At 47.6% G+C, this 16,433-nt stretch carries 11 protein-coding genes; all 11 read right to left on the bottom strand.

Features of this window, described 5'->3' with window-relative positions; genetic code table 11:
• Positions 1-38: 38 nt before the first annotated feature.
• Positions 39-1,322: an isocitrate lyase gene (aceA, locus tag N288_RS01720; protein ID WP_009792543.1), complete on the bottom strand. Its 1,284-nt coding sequence runs from the start codon at positions 1,320-1,322 to the stop codon at positions 39-41.
• 151 nt (positions 1,323-1,473) lie between these two features.
• Positions 1,474-2,976, bottom strand: coding sequence for a sodium/proline symporter PutP (putP, locus tag N288_RS01715; RefSeq protein ID WP_009792544.1), 1,503 nt, complete (start codon positions 2,974-2,976; stop codon positions 1,474-1,476).
• Positions 2,977-3,336: 360 nt separating this feature from the next.
• A complete protein-coding gene (gene putP / locus N288_RS01710) occupies positions 3,337-4,800 on the bottom strand; it encodes a sodium/proline symporter PutP (protein WP_035401909.1) in 1,464 nt (487 codons plus the stop codon).
• A gap of 550 nt (positions 4,801-5,350) precedes the next feature.
• Positions 5,351-6,898 (bottom strand): L-glutamate gamma-semialdehyde dehydrogenase, encoded by a 1,548-nt coding sequence (gene pruA / locus N288_RS01705; RefSeq protein WP_009792546.1) that lies wholly within the window; start codon positions 6,896-6,898, stop codon positions 5,351-5,353.
• 63 nt (positions 6,899-6,961) lie between these two features.
• On the bottom strand, positions 6,962-7,975 hold the full coding sequence (locus tag N288_RS01700; RefSeq protein WP_009792547.1) for a nuclease-related domain-containing protein: 1,014 nt from the start codon (positions 7,973-7,975) through the stop codon (positions 6,962-6,964).
• A gap of 260 nt (positions 7,976-8,235) precedes the next feature.
• The gene (locus N288_RS01695; protein WP_022543261.1) at positions 8,236-9,408 is read right to left on the bottom strand and encodes a CamS family sex pheromone protein; all 1,173 of its coding nucleotides are present in this window, start codon (positions 9,406-9,408) and stop codon (positions 8,236-8,238) included.
• 14 nt (positions 9,409-9,422) lie between these two features.
• The gene (gene ligA / locus N288_RS01690; protein WP_009792549.1) at positions 9,423-11,429 is read right to left on the bottom strand and encodes an NAD-dependent DNA ligase LigA; all 2,007 of its coding nucleotides are present in this window, start codon (positions 11,427-11,429) and stop codon (positions 9,423-9,425) included.
• 319 nt (positions 11,430-11,748) lie between these two features.
• Complete coding sequence (pcrA, locus tag N288_RS01685) at positions 11,749-13,989, bottom strand: DNA helicase PcrA (protein WP_009792550.1); 2,241 nt, start codon at positions 13,987-13,989, stop codon at positions 11,749-11,751.
• Between the two features lie 72 nt (positions 13,990-14,061).
• Complete coding sequence (gene pcrB / locus N288_RS01680) at positions 14,062-14,742, bottom strand: heptaprenylglyceryl phosphate synthase (RefSeq protein ID WP_009792551.1); 681 nt, start codon at positions 14,740-14,742, stop codon at positions 14,062-14,064.
• Positions 14,743-14,961: 219 nt separating this feature from the next.
• Positions 14,962-15,276, bottom strand: coding sequence for a YerC/YecD family TrpR-related protein (locus tag N288_RS01670; protein WP_009792553.1), 315 nt, complete (start codon positions 15,274-15,276; stop codon positions 14,962-14,964).
• 37 nt (positions 15,277-15,313) lie between these two features.
• Positions 15,314-16,381: a DUF3048 domain-containing protein gene (locus N288_RS01665; protein ID WP_442852298.1), complete on the bottom strand. Its 1,068-nt coding sequence runs from the start codon at positions 16,379-16,381 to the stop codon at positions 15,314-15,316.
• Positions 16,382-16,433: the final 52 nt, after the last annotated feature.

Here is a 16,433-nt window from a genome sequence, read left to right as displayed (position 1 = left end):
AAAAAAACCCTCCTTTGCCCAAGGAGGGAATCAAAATGCTATTGGGACACCGTAAACTGATCTTCCTCAGTCGAACCCTTTAGCGCAGTTGTTGAGGATGTGCCTCCGGAAACAACCATGGAAACCTGGTCAAAATAACCTGTGCCCACCTCGCGCTGATGGCGGGTGGCCGTATAGCCGAATTCCTCGCTGGCGAATTCTCTTTGCTGCAGCTCGGAATAGGCAGCCATCCCCCTGTCTTTATAGCCCCGTGCCAGTTCAAACATGCTGTGGTTCAAAGCATGGAATCCTGCCAGTGTGACAAATTGGAATTTATAGCCCATGCTGCCGAGCTCTTTTTGGAATTTCGCTATTGTTTCATCATCCAGCTTTTTCTTCCAGTTGAATGAAGGTGAGCAGTTGTAGGCAAGCAATTTTCCCGGGAACCTTTCATGCATGGCTTCTGCAAACCTTCTCGCCTCCTCCAGATCCGGTTCGGATGTCTCACACCAAATCAAATCCGCGTAAGGGGCATAGGCAAGCCCGCGGGCGATGGCCTGATCAAGCCCTGCCCTGGTCCGGAAAAAGCCTTCCGGTGTCCTCTCACCCATGATGAACGCGTGATCATATGGATCAACATCACTTGTGATCAAATCAGCCGCATTGGCATCTGTCCGTGCCACCAGCACAGTCGGGACATCCATTATATCTGCCGCCAGCCTGGCAGCGATCAGATTTTTTACAGCTGTCTGTGTCGGCAGGAGCACCTTTCCGCCAAGATGGCCGCATTTCTTTTCTGAGGAAAGCTGGTCTTCAAAATGGACACCAGCCGCTCCTGCCTCAATCATCCCTTTCATCAGCTCAAATACATTCAGCTGCCCCCCGAAGCCGGCTTCTGCATCGGCAACAATCGGGGCAAACCAGTCAATAGAATGGTCACCTTCGCTGTGTGTAATCTGATCAGCCCGCTGCAGCGCCTGATTGATCCGTTTGACCACCTGCGGAACACTGTTGGCAGGATAAAGGCTTTGATCAGGGTACATATGGCCTGAAAGATTGGCATCTGCCGCCACCTGCCATCCGCTCAAATAAATCGCCTTCAGACCCGCTTTTACCTGCTGGACCGCCTGATTGCCTGTCAGTGCTCCCAGTGCATTCACAAAATCTTCCTCATGAACCAGATTCCACAGCTTATCGGCGCCCCTTCTGGCCAATGTGTGTTCAATTTGAACCGTCCCTCGCAGCCTTAATACATCCTCCGCAGAATAAGGACGCTCAATTCCCTTCCACCGATCCTCCATTTCCCACTTCTCCTGAATTGCTGCAGCTGTGTTAGTAACCATTCCAACTCCTCCTTTATGTTATAATACAGATAAATATTTACATTTTGTATTATATAACAGCTGTCGAGAGATTGAAAAGAGTTTTTGTTAAATTTTCTGAAACTTCCCGCAAAAAAAAGCTGATGAGAGATCTCATCAGCTTTTTTCCCGTTTATTCCCGATCGCTCTCTACTGCTTCTTCAAATTCTTCCCTGATCACCTTGTCCGGCTGATTGCCGATAAGGCTGAAGATTATAATGGCCAGAAGAGCGAGGAAGAAGCCAGGGACAATTTCATACAGCTCAAACGGGATGATTTCTTTATCAGTCAGCTGTTTCCAGACGACCACCGTGATGGCACCGGTAAGCATACCTGCAAGCGCGCCGTTGCGTGTCATCCGTTTCCAATACAGGGACAAAAGAACAACCGGACCGAATGCAGCGCCGAATCCGCCCCATGCATAGCTGACCAGATCGAGGATCGAAGCCCCTCCGTTTTTCGGATTGCCGGTATAAGCCAGAAGAATCGCAATCAATGCAATGACGATGACACCGATGCGCCCGACCCAGACAAGCTCTTTATCACTCGCATTTTTGCGGATGATGCCTTTATAAAAGTCCTCCGCCAAAGCACTCGATGATACAAGCAGCTGGGAATCAATCGTACTCATGATGGCTGACAGGATTGCAGCCAGCAGGATGCCTGATACCCATGGATTAAACAGGATATCGGCGAAGAAAATGAATACCTTTTCGCTATTATCCACGTCTCCCTGGATCAGGGGGTTTTCCGCAAATGACGGAATTCCTACAAGACCGACCAAAATGGCGCCGATAATGGAAATGGTCATCCAGGACATCCCATAAAAACGTGCTTTAGGAATTTCCTTTGTAGATCTGATGGCCATAAATCGGGTAATGATATGCGGCTGACCGAAATAGCCAAGCCCCCAAGCCATCAGAGAAACGATTCCCAGGCCTGACATCGTATCAATTGGATCCAGATAAGACGGATCGATGGACCGGACTGTATCAATCGTTTCTCCCCACCCGCCAAGCTTTGCGAAAGCCACAATCGGTACAATCACAAGTGCCAGGAACATCAGAAGGCCCTGGAAAAAGTCAGTCCAGCTGACAGCCAGGAAGCCGCCAAGGAAAGTATAGGAAATGATGACAATCGCCCCAATCAGCAGAGCTGTATTATACGTCATCCCAAAGGTCTCCTGGAAAAGCAGGGCTCCTCCTACCAGACCCGATGAAGCATAAAAGGTGAAAAAGATTAATATGACGAGAGCGGATATAACACGGAGAAGCCGTGATCCATCCTTAAAGCGGTTTTCAAAAAAGTCGGGGACTGTGATGGAGTCATTCGCAACCTCCGTATAGGCACGCAGCCTGGAAGCAACAAATTTCCAATTGAGATAAGCACCAATAATTAAGCCTACACACATCCAAATAGAATCAAGTCCTGTTGCATAAGCAAGGCCCGGGAGTCCAAGCAGCAGCCAGGAGCTCATATCAGAAGCACCAGCACTAAGGGCTGTCACTCCAGGCCCAAGGCTTCTACCTCCGAGAACATAGTCAGACAGATTGCTTGTCAGTTTATAAGAAATAAGTCCAATTGCAAGCATTCCAATTAAATACACAATAAAAGTAATTAACGTAGCCGTTTCCATTGTTTTAAAGCATTCTCCTTTCCATAACTAAGATATTTAAATACGAGCATCATTTTCTATGCAGTATTTCTGCAACCTTATGCAGGGATCATCATTTGAAAAAATACTGAAAGAAAACAATCCTCACTCCCGCCGTTTAACAGCCGTTAATAAGCGTAACACAGATACATAATCAGAACAGGGAGAAAATTCAGTTTTCCGTAATGCCTTTTATATTTATTCACTAAATCTGCATATATAATTAAGAAAACGGTTATACACGAGTATCTATTCATCTAAATTTATAAAATTAAGTCATCATTTTCTCTGGAATATAAAAAAGCAGGCCATAATAGCCTGCCATTCAATAGATGAATTTTTTCAATCAAAAGAGGATGCCTTTGCCTTTTCAAACTCTTCTTCAATTTCCTTATCCGGTGAAGAAGATGCCAGACTGAAAATAATAATGGCTGCAGTACATACCAGAAAGCCAGGAACAATTTCATATAAATCAAAGATGCCGCCCTTCAATTTTTCCCAAATGACAACAGTGGCAGCTCCGGAAATAAGCCCTGCGAGTGCCCCATTCCTTGTCATTCGCTTCCAGAAAAGCGACAGGATAATCACTGGACCGAATGCCGCGCCAAATCCGCCCCACGCATAGCTCACAAGATCAAGGACAGAGCTTTCCGGGTTCATGGCAAGAATGATGGCAATCAGGGCAATCACAATGACCGAGATCCTGCCGACCCATACAAGCTCCTTTTCTCCGGCTCCCTTCCTGAAGACTGCCTTATAGAAATCTTCGGCCACAGCACTTGAGGACACAAGCAGCTGGGAATCAATTGTACTCATAATCGCTGAAAGGATCGCAGCAAGAAGAATGCCAGAGATCCAGGGATTGAAAAGCAGAGAGCTAAAATCCATAAAGACGGTTTCCGAATCCTTTAACGGCGTATCCGCAAAATAAGCAATGCCTGCAAAACCAGTAAATATAGCACCAAACAGCCCTGCAATCATCCATACCATCCCGATCAGCCTTGCCATCGGCACATCCCTGGTTGATCTCAATGCCATAAAACGGGTGATGATATGCGGCTGCCCAAAGTAACCGAGGCCCCAGGCCATTGAAGATATGATCCCGATTGCAGTAGTGCCGGCAAAAACATCAAGGCCGTCCGGCTTAATGCTTCCCACCTTATCAACAGCCTCACTCCATCCGCCGACTTCGCTGATGGCCGCTATCGGGACAATGAGAAGGGCAATGAACATCAGGATTCCCTGCACAAAGTCAGTCCAGCTTACTGCGAGAAAGCCGCCAAGGAAAGTATAGGAAATGATGACAATGGCTCCGATCCACAAGGCTGCTTCATACTGCAGACCAAAGGAATTTTCAAACAGCTTGCCTCCTGCCACCATTCCTGATGAAGCATAAAAGGTAAAAAATAATAAAATAACAAATGCAGAAATCACCCTCAGCATTTTTGAATGGTCCCTGAAGCGATTCTCAAGATAATCAGGAATCGTAATGGAATTTCGTGAAACCTCTGTATAGGCCCTCAGCCTTCTTGCAACAAACTGCCAGTTCAAATAAGCGCCTGCAGATAGGCCGATGCAGATCCAGACAGCAGAAAATCCTGAAACATAGGCCGCGCCCGGCAATCCCAGGAGAAGCCAGCCGCTCATGTCAGAGGCCCCGGCGCTTAGCGCTGCTACACCCGGCCCCAGGCTCCTCCCGCCTAAAACATAATCAGACAGATTGCTGGTCATCCGGTAAAAAAACAGGCCAATTGCCAGCATCCCGGCCAAATAGACAATAAAAGTAACCAATGTAGCCGTAGACATCATCTTTCCATTCTCCTCTCCGTAAAATACGTAACGATAGAAAGCAAAATCAATGCCGGCATCGGCACAAACAGCCAGAAAATCGTCATCCCGCTCAAGCCCATCTCCCGTCACCTCCATTTTTTTAGTAAAAGCCTCTTCATCAAACGATTGATTAATTCCTGTTCCACCCTCCTACCAAGCGGCTTTAAGAGGGTAAAACTAATAAAATTATACACAATTAATTTAATAGTATAAATATTAAGATAAAAACATGACTATCCTACTAGAAGAGCGCAAGCGCCTTGATCACCCTAAGGAACGCAGACTAAGAACGCCACGTCCTGTTGCAACGTCTGCATGACCCGCATCCTGGGGCCTCAAGACGAACCTCCCGGAAAGGCGTTCTTTGCCTTCTTGGGAGGTTCGTCTTGTGACCTCGAGGGTGTAGTCGCTGGAGCTGGACGTTGATCAAGAAATACTAATCATCCACAAGAATTACAATTTATAAATTCCTTAACAAGCACAAAAAGCCCGCATCCCATATTGGGATGCGGGCATGTCCGGCGGATTAGTACATTTCAGAAGTTGTCTTCGCCTGCATATGCAGAAGGATATAATCAGGTCCTCCAGCTTTTGAATCTGTACCAGACATGTTGAAACCGCCGAATGGCTGGTATCCAACGATTGCTCCTGTACAGCCGCGGTTGAAATACAGATTCCCGACATGGAAATCTTCGCGCGCTTTCTGGATGTTTTCACGGTTCGTAGTGATGACCGCACCTGTTAAGCCGTACTCTGTATTATTGGCAATTTCCAATGCATGGTCAAAGTCTTTAGCCTTTGTAAAGCCTACAACCGGACCAAAGATTTCTTCCTGCATCAAACGTGCATCAGGAGCAAGGTCAGCGAACACAGTCGGTTTGATGAAGTAGCCTTTAGAGCTGTCCCCTTCTCCGCCTGTCATCAGCTTGCCTTCTTCTTTGCCGATTTCAACATAGCTCATAATCTTGTCAAATGCATTCTGGTCGATAACAGGACCCATGAAATTGCTCTTGTCTTCCGGGTTGCCCTGTGTCAGATCATTTGTCAGCTCAACCACGCGGTTAAGCACTTGATCGTACACATCCTCTACCACCACTGCGCGTGAGCAGGCTGAGCATTTCTGACCGGAGAAACCGAATGCGGAAGCAACGATTGACTGTGCAGCAAGCTCAAGATCTGCCTCTTTGTCAACAACAATTGTATCTTTTCCGCCCATTTCCGCAATCACGCGCTTCAGCCAGATCTGGCCATCATTCAACTTAGAAGCACGTTCATTGATGCGCAGACCAACATCACGTGATCCTGTGAATGAAATAAAGCGAGTGTCCTTATGATCAACCAGATAGTCGCCCACTTCTGCACCGCTTCCAGGTACAAAGTTCAGGACGCCCTTCGGAAGGCCTGCCTGTTCCATGACTTCAACGAATTTTGCTGCAACCACAGGAGTAGTTGAAGCCGGCTTCAGCAGTACAGTGTTTCCGGCAACAATCGCAGCCACAGTCGTACCAGCCATGATTGCAAGCGGGAAGTTCCAAGGTGAAATAACGATGCCCACGCCCAATGGAATATAATCATAGCGGTTATATTCATTCGGACGGCTGTTCACTGGCATGCCGTCTTTCACTTTCAGAGCTTGACGTGCATAGTACTCAAGGAAGTCAATTGCTTCCGCTGTATCTGCATCAGCCTCATTCCAAGGCTTGCCCGCTTCCTTTGTCAGCAAAGCAGAGAACTCATGCTTGCGGCGGCGGATAATCGCTGCTGCCTTAAAAAGCACATCAGCACGCGTCTCAGGCTTCACTTTTCTCCAAGTCTTGAAGGCTTCGACAGCCGCCTGCATTGCCTGCTCGGCATGCTCCTGCGTCGCCTTTGATACACGGCCGATCACTTCTTCTTTATTAGAAGGATTATAGGAAACTATTTTATCTTCAGTCGACACGCGCTCTCCGCCAATCAGCAGATCATAATCCTGGCCAAGATAGCCCTCAACAGTCTTTAATCCCTGCAGGTAGCCCTCGCGCTCTTCTTCAACAGAAAAATTAGTAAAAGGTTCATGCTTGTAAGGTTGTACCATTTATAACGCCTCCTATGTACTAAAACGTTTACATCCAGGTTCCATTTTAACATGACTTTCTATTTATCTCCAACATTCTGAGAAATGTTTATTTTTCCAAAAGTTCTTTCTTTCAGTGTGTTTTAATGTCAAGATGATATATCTTTCCTTTGTTGCTGCCAGAACTGGAAAAGGGCGCAATAGTCTTGTAGCAAGCGGTTTTGAACTGAAAAGCAGGAAATCCCTGGCTTCACGGCTTGTGATAGACGATGAAATAAGGAGACTATAATCCTTTAATGCAGATAGATGAAGGTCGGGTTTTTTTATCCCGCATGCTGGACACTGCCAATTGCCATGTGTCCTGTCCATAGGCATCCTTTTGCATAATGGACATTCTACCCCTTTGATCAATTCTCCTCTTGCCACTCCATATTGTTTCAGGATGTCGATAGTTCCGGGATTATCATTCTTTAATATTATTCCGGATAATTTTTCAAGCTCCTTTTGGCTTAAAGCATCTGTCTTATAATGTAAATCCAGTTGGATAAACTTAATCGGTATATAATCGCTTCGAAGTATTTTGCGGGAGATTAACTGGTTTTCGGGAGAAGTTTTAATGAGGGTATAGGGGCTGCTGATAACAACGAATGATTCTATTGGTATATCCGGAAACCCTTGAGACTTCAACCATTTTTTCATTAAAAATGTGTGTCTGCTTATTTGGGTAAGCGGATCCGGAAATGCTTCTTCTTTATCTTCCTGAGTGCGTATCAACTGGTGAAAATATTGATCAAAATATAGGGTTCCTGTTATATTCTTAACTTCCAATAAAACTATGAATTTACGCGATAGCAGCAGGGCATCCACCTGAAAATTATGAATACCTGCCAATAATCGGATGTCATGAAATATATAATATTTCTTATCAGAAAGTAAGCTAAGCGGATAAGCCAGAGAAAGCTCACCTTTATAGCCAGCAGACTGCTTTGCAAGGTTTTCTTTTATTAGCTTGTATTTATGATGGGTAAATGGAGTTCTCTTATAAAGTGCCTGCAGTTTTTCCAAAGAAGTTGGCATTTCTTTATTTTTTATAATCATAATAGCTCCCTTCTGTCTTAGTATCGTAAGAATACTCCACGCAAGTAAAAAATTCCTTTATTTTAGACTGTAAAAATGGAAGCTAATTCTAATAAGAGTGGTATCCTATCAAATTTGTGGATATATTATCGAAACTCCATTTATATTATCGAAATTGAGGATTTATTATCGATTTAACAAATATATTATCGAACAGGAGTTTTTACTGCTCCCGCCCCACAAAAAAAACAAGCAGCCCCCCAACCGGCTGCTTGTCTCTTCTACTGCTGATAAATATGCACAAATGGTTCCTGGTCTCCGGCTTTCCGGACGATGAGTGCTTCCGGGCCGTTGACGGAGGTGACGCTGACCTGGACGGATATATAGTCCGGGAAATGCTTCATGACGAGTCCGGTCACATATTGGGTAAAGCCTATGCCTTCTGCTTTCCCGTAGAATTGAATCGGGATTTCAATGTTCAGCTCCTGGAGCTGATCCTGAGCATAGAAGGCTTTCCCAATGACCCCGTTGAAGTTCGGGAAGTATTTTTCGACGTCCTGCTTGAAGTTAAGGAATGAGGTGACGTCTTCCCTGTGATCTTCGGTGGCTCCAGGGGATGGGAATAACACATATTCTTCATCTACGTTTTCCCAGCCGCCTAGCTTGCTGCTTCCTTTGTCCGCCTGGGCATAGGCAAAGAAAGTGCCAGGCACGACTGATTTATTGCTTTCCTGCTCGAAAAGGGCGATGGTGATCGGTACATTTTTAAGCTCGTCCATGCTGCGGAGTCTGCTTAATACCTGATCGGCAATCTGCTTTCCTTCTTTTTCAAGGGTGGCGTGATCGATTTTTTTCTCAAAAACGTCTCCATACTCCACTGTTCTGTAATAGTGTACAGAGTTCATGGCGAGACCGATGACGACTCCCCCGAGATAGGCTTTGCCATCTTCATTTTTCAGGAGGTAGTTATGCTCAAGGATATGGGCAAGGTAAATCGGGTTTCTTTCTTCCCTCGATTTGATGTCGCCTTTCTCATCATCAACCGGATTCAGGCCAAGATTGTCTTCTTCCTCGAGGTTCTTTTCCTTCAGCTGCGCGGCCGTATATTTGCGGCTCAGCCATTTGCTGACCATATCTCTTTTCAGATACTGGCCTTCCTGGAAAAAGAACTTATCAGGATCGAATGAGTTTTGGGCCACTCTCATGAGGCCTGTCTCAAATTCATTCAGGTCATATCTCGTATTGATATTATTGACGACCAATCCGCGTGCTTCCCCGGGCTTAAAAGGCAGGATCGTACGATAGTACTGATCCGAGATCTTATAGTTTGGAATAATCGCATTTTCCTTTGAGTCATCCTGCTCCTGCACCACTTCCTCCTGCTTCTGGAAGTTTGGGGCGCAGCCTGTCAGCAAAAGGACAAGGGACAAGGCGATTATTGATGTTCTTCTCACTGCTTTTACACCTCTTAATTATTTAATTCTTCAACCAGCTGCTCCTCATTCCAAATATCAATTCCCAGGTCCTGGGCTTTCGCCAGCTTGGAGCCGGCATCCTCGCCTGCAATCAGGAGGTCCGTTTTCTTGCTGACGCTTCCGGAAACATTTCCGCCCAGTGCTTCGATCTTTTCTTTTGCTTCATTTCGGCTCAATATGGAAAGCTTGCCTGTCAGCACGATCGTCTTTCCTGCAAAAAACGAGTCGGAGTCCTCTGCCGCAACCGGCTTCGGCCCTTTGTATTCCATGTTGACGCCTGATTCTTTTAATTCGCGGATAAGCTCCTTCGCTTCTTCCTGCTCAAAGAATGCGACAATTGCGCCAGCCATTTTACCGCCGATTTCATTGATCGCCGTCAGATCATCTTCAGAGGCGGCCATCAGGTTATCCATGCTGCTGAAATGCTGGGCAAGCGTTTTGGCTGCCTTGGCGCCTACATGCCTGATTCCTAATCCAAACAGCAGCTTTTCAAGGGAGTTCTGCTTTGATGCCTCAATGGCCTGCACCAGATTATTGACTGATTTTTCGCCCATGCGCTCCATTCCGATCAAAGCTTCATGAGTGAGCTTATAAAGGTCAGCGACATCCTTGATCAGCTCTTTTGCAAACAGCTGGCTGACCACTTTTTCGCCAAGTCCGTCAATATTCATCGCATTCCGGGAGACAAAATGGATCAGCCCCTCACGGATCTGGGCCGGGCATTTCGGATTGATGCAGCGCAGGGCCACTTCACCCTCAAGGCGGACCAGCTCGCTTCCGCACTCCGGACAATGTGTCGGCATTATAAATTCTCGCTCTTCTCCTGTCCTCTGCTCAGCCAGCACATTGACAACCTCCGGGATGATATCTCCGGCTTTCTTGACGACGACCTTGTCACCGATCTTGATGTCTTTTTCACGGATCAGGTCTTCGTTATGAAGTGATGCACGCTGGACAGTTGTCCCGGCGACACGGACCGGTTCAAGCAGGGCTGTAGGAGTGACAACGCCGGTACGTCCGACGCTCAGCTCAATATCCCTTAAAGTGGTGACCACTTCTTCAGCAGGGAATTTATAAGCAATCGCCCAGCGCGGGCTTTTCGCTGTTGCACCCAGCTCTTCCTGAAGTGCAAGCGAGTCAACCTTGATGACGATTCCGTCTATATCGTAATCCAGGTTAGGCCGCTTCTCGGTCCAGCTGCTGACATATTCAATAACTTCTTCTATGCTGGCACATTTTCTGCGCTCTTTGTTCGTCTTGAATCCGAGTGTTTCCAGATAATCCAGTCCGGCACTGTGTGATTCTACACCTGTATCGCCAGTGTTTGATATCCCGTATAAAAAGATATCAAGATTTCGGGAAGCGGCGATGCGGGGATCGAGCTGGCGAAGGGAGCCTGCAGCCGCATTGCGCGGATTTGCAAACGGCTCCTCGCCCCGCTCTTCTTTCCCTTTATTCAATGCTTCAAAGGAACGGCCAGGCATGAATGCTTCCCCGCGCACCTCAATGGATACAGGCTCTGAAAGGCGGAGGGGAATGGAGCGGATTGTCCGCAGGTTTACGGTGATATCCTCTCCGATCGTCCCGTCCCCCCTTGTCGCACCCTGGATGAACAGCCCATCCTCATATTTCAGGGCGACGGCCAGGCCATCAATTTTCAGCTCGCACACATAAGAAAGATTTTCTCCTGCAGTCTGCCGCACCCGGCGGTCAAAGCTGCGCAGATCTTCTTCGTTGAAGGCATTGCCAAGGCTCAGCATAGGTGTTTGGTGCTCGACCTTTTCGAACATATCGAGTATTTCGCCGCCGACCCGCTGGGTAGGGGAATCAGCGGTTTTCAGCTGAGGATGTTCATTTTCAAGCTCCATCAGCTCTTTCAGAAGCCGGTCATACTCAGAATCCGGCACTGACGGCTTATCAAGGACATAATATTCATAGCCATATTGATTCAGCAGATTATGCAGTTCTTTTACTCTTGCTTCGGCATTTTGAAGGTCCATATTTTCCAGCCCTTTCATTAGAAAAGCGCAAGCGCCTTGCTCCCTAAAGGAACGCAGACTAAGAACGCCACGTCCTGTGGCAACGTCTGCATGACCCCCATCCTGGGGGCCTCAAGACGATCCTCCCTAAAAGGCGTTCTTTGCCTTTTTGGGAGGATTGGCTTGTGACCTCGAGGGGGTAGGCGCTGGAGCTAGACAGTAATCGAAGATAAAAAATAAACTTTCTTACCATTAGAAAAACTCGGCCGCTGCCCGCCTCCAATTAGGCCTGGCAGCTCCGCAGCAATTATGCTTTTTTATCCTATATTTCTGTACTGTATCATCCTTTTGTAATCGGAGCGAATTTTGCCAGCAGGCGTTTGATGCCGGTCGGGCTCGGGAAGGCGATATCGAGCTCTGTTCCTTCTCCCTGGCCTTTTACGCTGACAACTGTTCCGGTGCCCCATTTTCCATGGACGGCTTTGTCTCCGACCTGCCAGCCAAGGGCATCCCCGCCGGTCGAGGCAACAGCCGGCTTGACCACGGCCTTGCGCATAGCCTGCCGCGGTGCTGAGGATGATGGTTGCCGTCCTCCTGCTGCCGGGCTGCCAAATGGAGAAGGTGATGCCTTCTTCGGCTCGATCCCTTCGATAAGGTCTGCCGGGATTTCCTGGATGAAGCGTGATGGAGGATTCATATTCGTCCGTCCGAATAATGTCCTCATCTGAGCATTGGTTATATATAATTCTTCCTCTGCACGGGTGATTCCCACATAGGCGAGGCGGCGTTCTTCTTCCATTTCCGCCTCTTCCATGAGGGAGCGGCTGTGAGGGAAGACGCCTTCCTCAAGCCCGATCAGGAATACAACGGGGAATTCCAGCCCCTTTGCGGAGTGAAGCGTCATAAGGACGACACTATCGGTCTTTGTGCCATCGTCTTCAAGCTTGTCAATGTCTGCAACAAGGGCCAGGTCTGTCAGGAAAGCGACGAGTGTTTTATCTTCGCTGCCGTCCTCGAAGTTTTTCGTTACAGACAGGAACTCGTCGATGTTCTCCAGGCGGCTTTGGGCTTCAATTGACTTCTCTGCCTTCAGCATGTCCCTGTAGCCGGACTTCTCCAGCACTTCCTCTACAAGCTCAGTTACAGACAAATATTCCTGCATCTGTTCGTAGCTTCTGATCAGATCGCGGAACTCGGTTGCCGCCTTCGTGATTTTCGGGCTCAGGCCAATCAGGTCAAGGGCATCGAGTGCCTGGTACATCGTCATATCATGCATCTGCGCAAAATTGGCGATTTTGTCCACGGACCCTGAGCCTATGCCGCGTTTTGGCACATTGATCACGCGCTGCAGGCTGATGTCATCATCAGGATTGGCAATCAGCCTCAGATAGGCAAGGATATCCTTGATTTCTTTTCTGTCATAGAACTTGATGCCGCCGACAATGGAGTACTCGATGTTTGATTTAAGCAGCACTTCCTCCATTACACGTGACTGGGCATTGGTCCGGTAAAGGATGGCGATCTCGGAATACTTCCGTTTGCCGCTGTCGACCATTTCTTTGATTTTCCCAGCGACAAACTGCCCTTCACCCTGCTCGCTGTCGGCGCGGTAATGGAACAGTTTATTGCCTTCTGCATTTTCTGTCCAGAGATTCTTGGCCTTCCTGTTGAGGTTCTTGGCAATCACCTCATTGGCAGCCAGCAGGATCCGCTTTGTTGAACGGTAATTCTGCTCCAGGAGGATCGTGCGGGCATTTTGGTAATCTTTTTCAAATGACAGGATATTGGCAATGTCAGCTCCGCGCCAGCGATAGATTGACTGGTCGGAGTCCCCGACCACGCAAAGATTCTTGAATCTGTCTGCCATCAGCTTTACAAGCATATATTGTGCTCTGTTTGTATCCTGATACTCATCAACATGGATATATTGGAATTTGCGCTGATAATATTCCAGCACCTCAGGCACCCGCTGGAATAGCTGGATCGTTGTCATGATCAGGTCATCAAAGTCCAGCGCCTGATTTTTGCGGAGGCGTCTTTGATATTCTGTGTATACGTCGCTTGCGATCTGCTCGAAGTAGCCGCCGGCCGCCTTTGCATATTCCTCCGGGTCGATCAGTTCGTTCTTCGCCGAGCTGATGCTGCCCAGAATCGCACGCGGGTCGTATTTTTTGGGATCCAGATTCTTTTCCTTGAGGATCGCCTTGATGACAGACTGCTGGTCTGTTGTATCAAGGATCGTGAAATTACGGTTAAAGCCGATTCTGTCTATATCTCTCCTGAGAATCCGCACACACATTGAGTGGAACGTTGAAATCCAAATATCATCGGCTGCTCCCCCCATCATGTTCTGGATCCTCTCGCGCATTTCCCTTGCAGCCTTGTTAGTGAAGGTGATGGCAAGGATGTTATAAGGGTTTACCCCTTTTTCAACCATCAGGTATCCAATCCTGTGGGTCAGCACCCTCGTCTTTCCGCTTCCCGCACCGGCCATGATAAGCAGCGGCCCGTCCGTTGCCTTTACAGCATTCTGCTGCTGGGCATTCAATCCGTTTAATAGTTTATCCGTTAAATATTGCATCTTTTTATTCACCGCCAAACAAACATATGTTCTTTATAGTTAGTGTATCCTTAAGTCCCTCTGCAAGCAACATTATTTAGGCAAAACTGTCTTTAGAGCTTCATCTAGATTTTCATATATTATATTGCCGACAACGATGACATCCGCTGCTTCAGCCATTTCCCTTGCCTGTGCTTCAGACGAGATTCCTCCGCCGTAGAAAAAGGTTGTTTCCTCCAGTGTGCGCTTGACTTCAGCCGCAAGCCCGGGATCGCCATATGTCCCGCTGTATTCGAGATAGAAGATTGGGAGATGGAACATCTTCTCTGCCATCATGGCGTATGCAACAACATCCTCTGCATCCAGATCCGTCTTCGCCCCTGTCAGCTTTGCCGCCTTGCATTCGCTGTTCAGGATGCAATAGCCCTGGACAAGGATTTCCTCCCAGCTCATGATCTCGCCGTATTCCTTGACCGCCTGATGATGAAGCCCGGTGATCCATTTGCTGTCCCCGCTGTTCAGGACAGACGGGATAAAATACAAATCAAAGCCCGGAGTAACAGACTCAATCGTCGAAACTTCGAGCACGCAGGGCACCGTATAGCGGCGTATTCTTGCCATGAGGTCCAGCACCTTTTCAAGTGTAATGCCGTCTGTTCCTCCGACTATTACAGCATCCGTCCCTGATTCGCAGATCCGCTCCAGGTCGCGGTCAGAAATTTCTTTATTGGGATCGAGTTTAAAGGCGTGGCGCCACTCGCGAACATCATACATGCATACTTGCCTCCATTCTATCATTCCATTACAACATTATAGCATTAGACACTGGAATCAAAAAGGAAAGCAGGGAGGACTTTTCCTGCATATTGATGGAAGAAGGCAAGTCATGCCTGCAGGATGCGGGGCGGCAGCGAAAACAAAAAGCGCAGACCGGAATGCTGGCTTTTCCTAAAGAAAAAGCCGCGGGATCTTCATCCTGCGGCTTTACATCAATTATTCTGCTGCGGCCTGTGCTTCTTCGTCCTTGATGCGCTCAAGGGCCATTTCATAGGCGTCATTGCCATAATTCAGGCAGCGTTTTACACGGGAAATCGTTGCCGTGCTTGCTCCTGTTTCTGTTTCGATCTTATGATAGGTCTTTCCTTCGCGCAGCATCCGGGCAACCTCAAGGCGCTGGGCAAGAGATTGGATTTCATTTACCGTGCAAAGATCGTCGAAAAATCGATAGCATTCTTCCAGGTCTTTTAGGGACAGGACCGATTTGAACAATTGATCCAGTTCTTTGCCTCTAAGTTTTTCAATTTGCATATGGGGTCTCCTTTATTTAAACCATATTTTTTAAGATTTAATTAGATTCATTCAAGCTGACTGCCTGGCCGAGGCCAGGGTCTGATGGAACAACATTGATCCATGTCTTTCCGCGGACCAGCGGTGCTTCCTTTCCATCAATATAAGGTAGCAGCCTTCCTTTTTCATTTTTCCACTCAACTTCCCTGAGGAGGCCTTTCTGAAGAAGATAGCCTCTTCCCCCAGATGTTAAGTTAATCTTACGCCTGCCTGCACTGTCAACAATTTTGTGGGAGGCTTCTATGATGAATATATTGTCAATCAGGACGGGGGCGCCGCTGTCATAATCAGCGGTCAGTTCGCCATTGGAATATCTTTTGTATTTATCTAGATTCCTGTCGTATTCATAGGTGCTCGAGAATGTTTCGTTTGAAAGGTACGAAACTGTTGCACTCTCTGCTTCTTCGCCTGTGAGCTGCCCTGCTTCTTCAGCTGTCATGAAGCTGAGGGGACCGGGGGCTTCTTCCATTTCATAGTCCTTTTCCGCTGCCCCCTTCAGAATATTTTCATAAGAGGTATACGAGTTATGCGGCGCCTTGCGGAAACCGGCCCTTTGAAAAAGGGTTCCGTCATAATAAAGACCATTCAGATGGTCGATATAGCCGTTGTCCATAAGCTCCTTCGCGTCCGGGCTGTTTCCGTGGCAGACATAAAGCCCATCATATGCTTTGGCAAGCTCGATGTAATAATCACGGGCACTCCTGACCGGACCGATCTTCTCCGGCTGTTCACTTTGGTAGATGGCCAGGAACCTGGTCACATCCCCTTCCGCTAAAAGCTCATAAACAATATCAGCTTCCGGAAGTCCGGATTGCGGTCTTGCAGCCGGATGGTTATTGATCATCACTGCGACGGCACGGCCAGCGGCTTCCTTCTCTGTGCCAATCCCTGTCAGCGGAAAGGCATACGGCGATTCTGCCACTGTTTCCTGTCCTTCGTCTTCCTTGGAAGGTTGTTCAACCGGAGCCTGATTATTCCCTTTTCCAGGCTCTGCCTCATCATTTGACTTGCTGCACCCTGAAATAAGCATCAGCACTGCTGCTGAAAGCATCATCCACTTCTTTATCTTTTTCACCCCTGTTGATCCCTATCTATCTTTATAGTCTATTCTTTTATAT

This window comes from Bacillus infantis NRRL B-14911 (assembly GCF_000473245.1).
In the GTDB taxonomy this organism is placed as follows: Bacteria; Bacillota; Bacilli; order Bacillales; family Cytobacillaceae; genus Bacillus_AB; species Bacillus_AB infantis.
Note: the sequence above shows the minus strand (reverse complement) of the source record. Positions and strands in the feature narration are given on the sequence as shown.

Coding starts and splice junctions, on each gene's coding strand:
- N288_RS01700 (WP_009792547.1), bottom strand. CDS start 7,975: ATGATTATAAAAAATAAAGAAATGCCAACTTCTTTGGAAAAACTGCAG.
- putP (WP_009792544.1), bottom strand. CDS start 2,976: ATGGAAACGGCTACGTTAATTACTTTTATTGTGTATTTAATTGGAATG.
- aceA (WP_009792543.1), bottom strand. CDS start 1,322: ATGGTTACTAACACAGCTGCAGCAATTCAGGAGAAGTGGGAAATGGAG.
- N288_RS01670 (WP_009792553.1), bottom strand. CDS start 15,276: ATGCAAATTGAAAAACTTAGAGGCAAAGAACTGGATCAATTGTTCAAA.
- pcrB (WP_009792551.1), bottom strand. CDS start 14,742: ATGTATGATGTTCGCGAGTGGCGCCACGCCTTTAAACTCGATCCCAAT.
- ligA (WP_009792549.1), bottom strand. CDS start 11,429: ATGGACCTTCAAAATGCCGAAGCAAGAGTAAAAGAACTGCATAATCTG.
- putP (WP_035401909.1), bottom strand. CDS start 4,800: ATGTCTACGGCTACATTGGTTACTTTTATTGTCTATTTGGCCGGGATG.
- pcrA (WP_009792550.1), bottom strand. CDS start 13,989: ATGCAATATTTAACGGATAAACTATTAAACGGATTGAATGCCCAGCAG.
- pruA (WP_009792546.1), bottom strand. CDS start 6,898: ATGGTACAACCTTACAAGCATGAACCTTTTACTAATTTTTCTGTTGAA.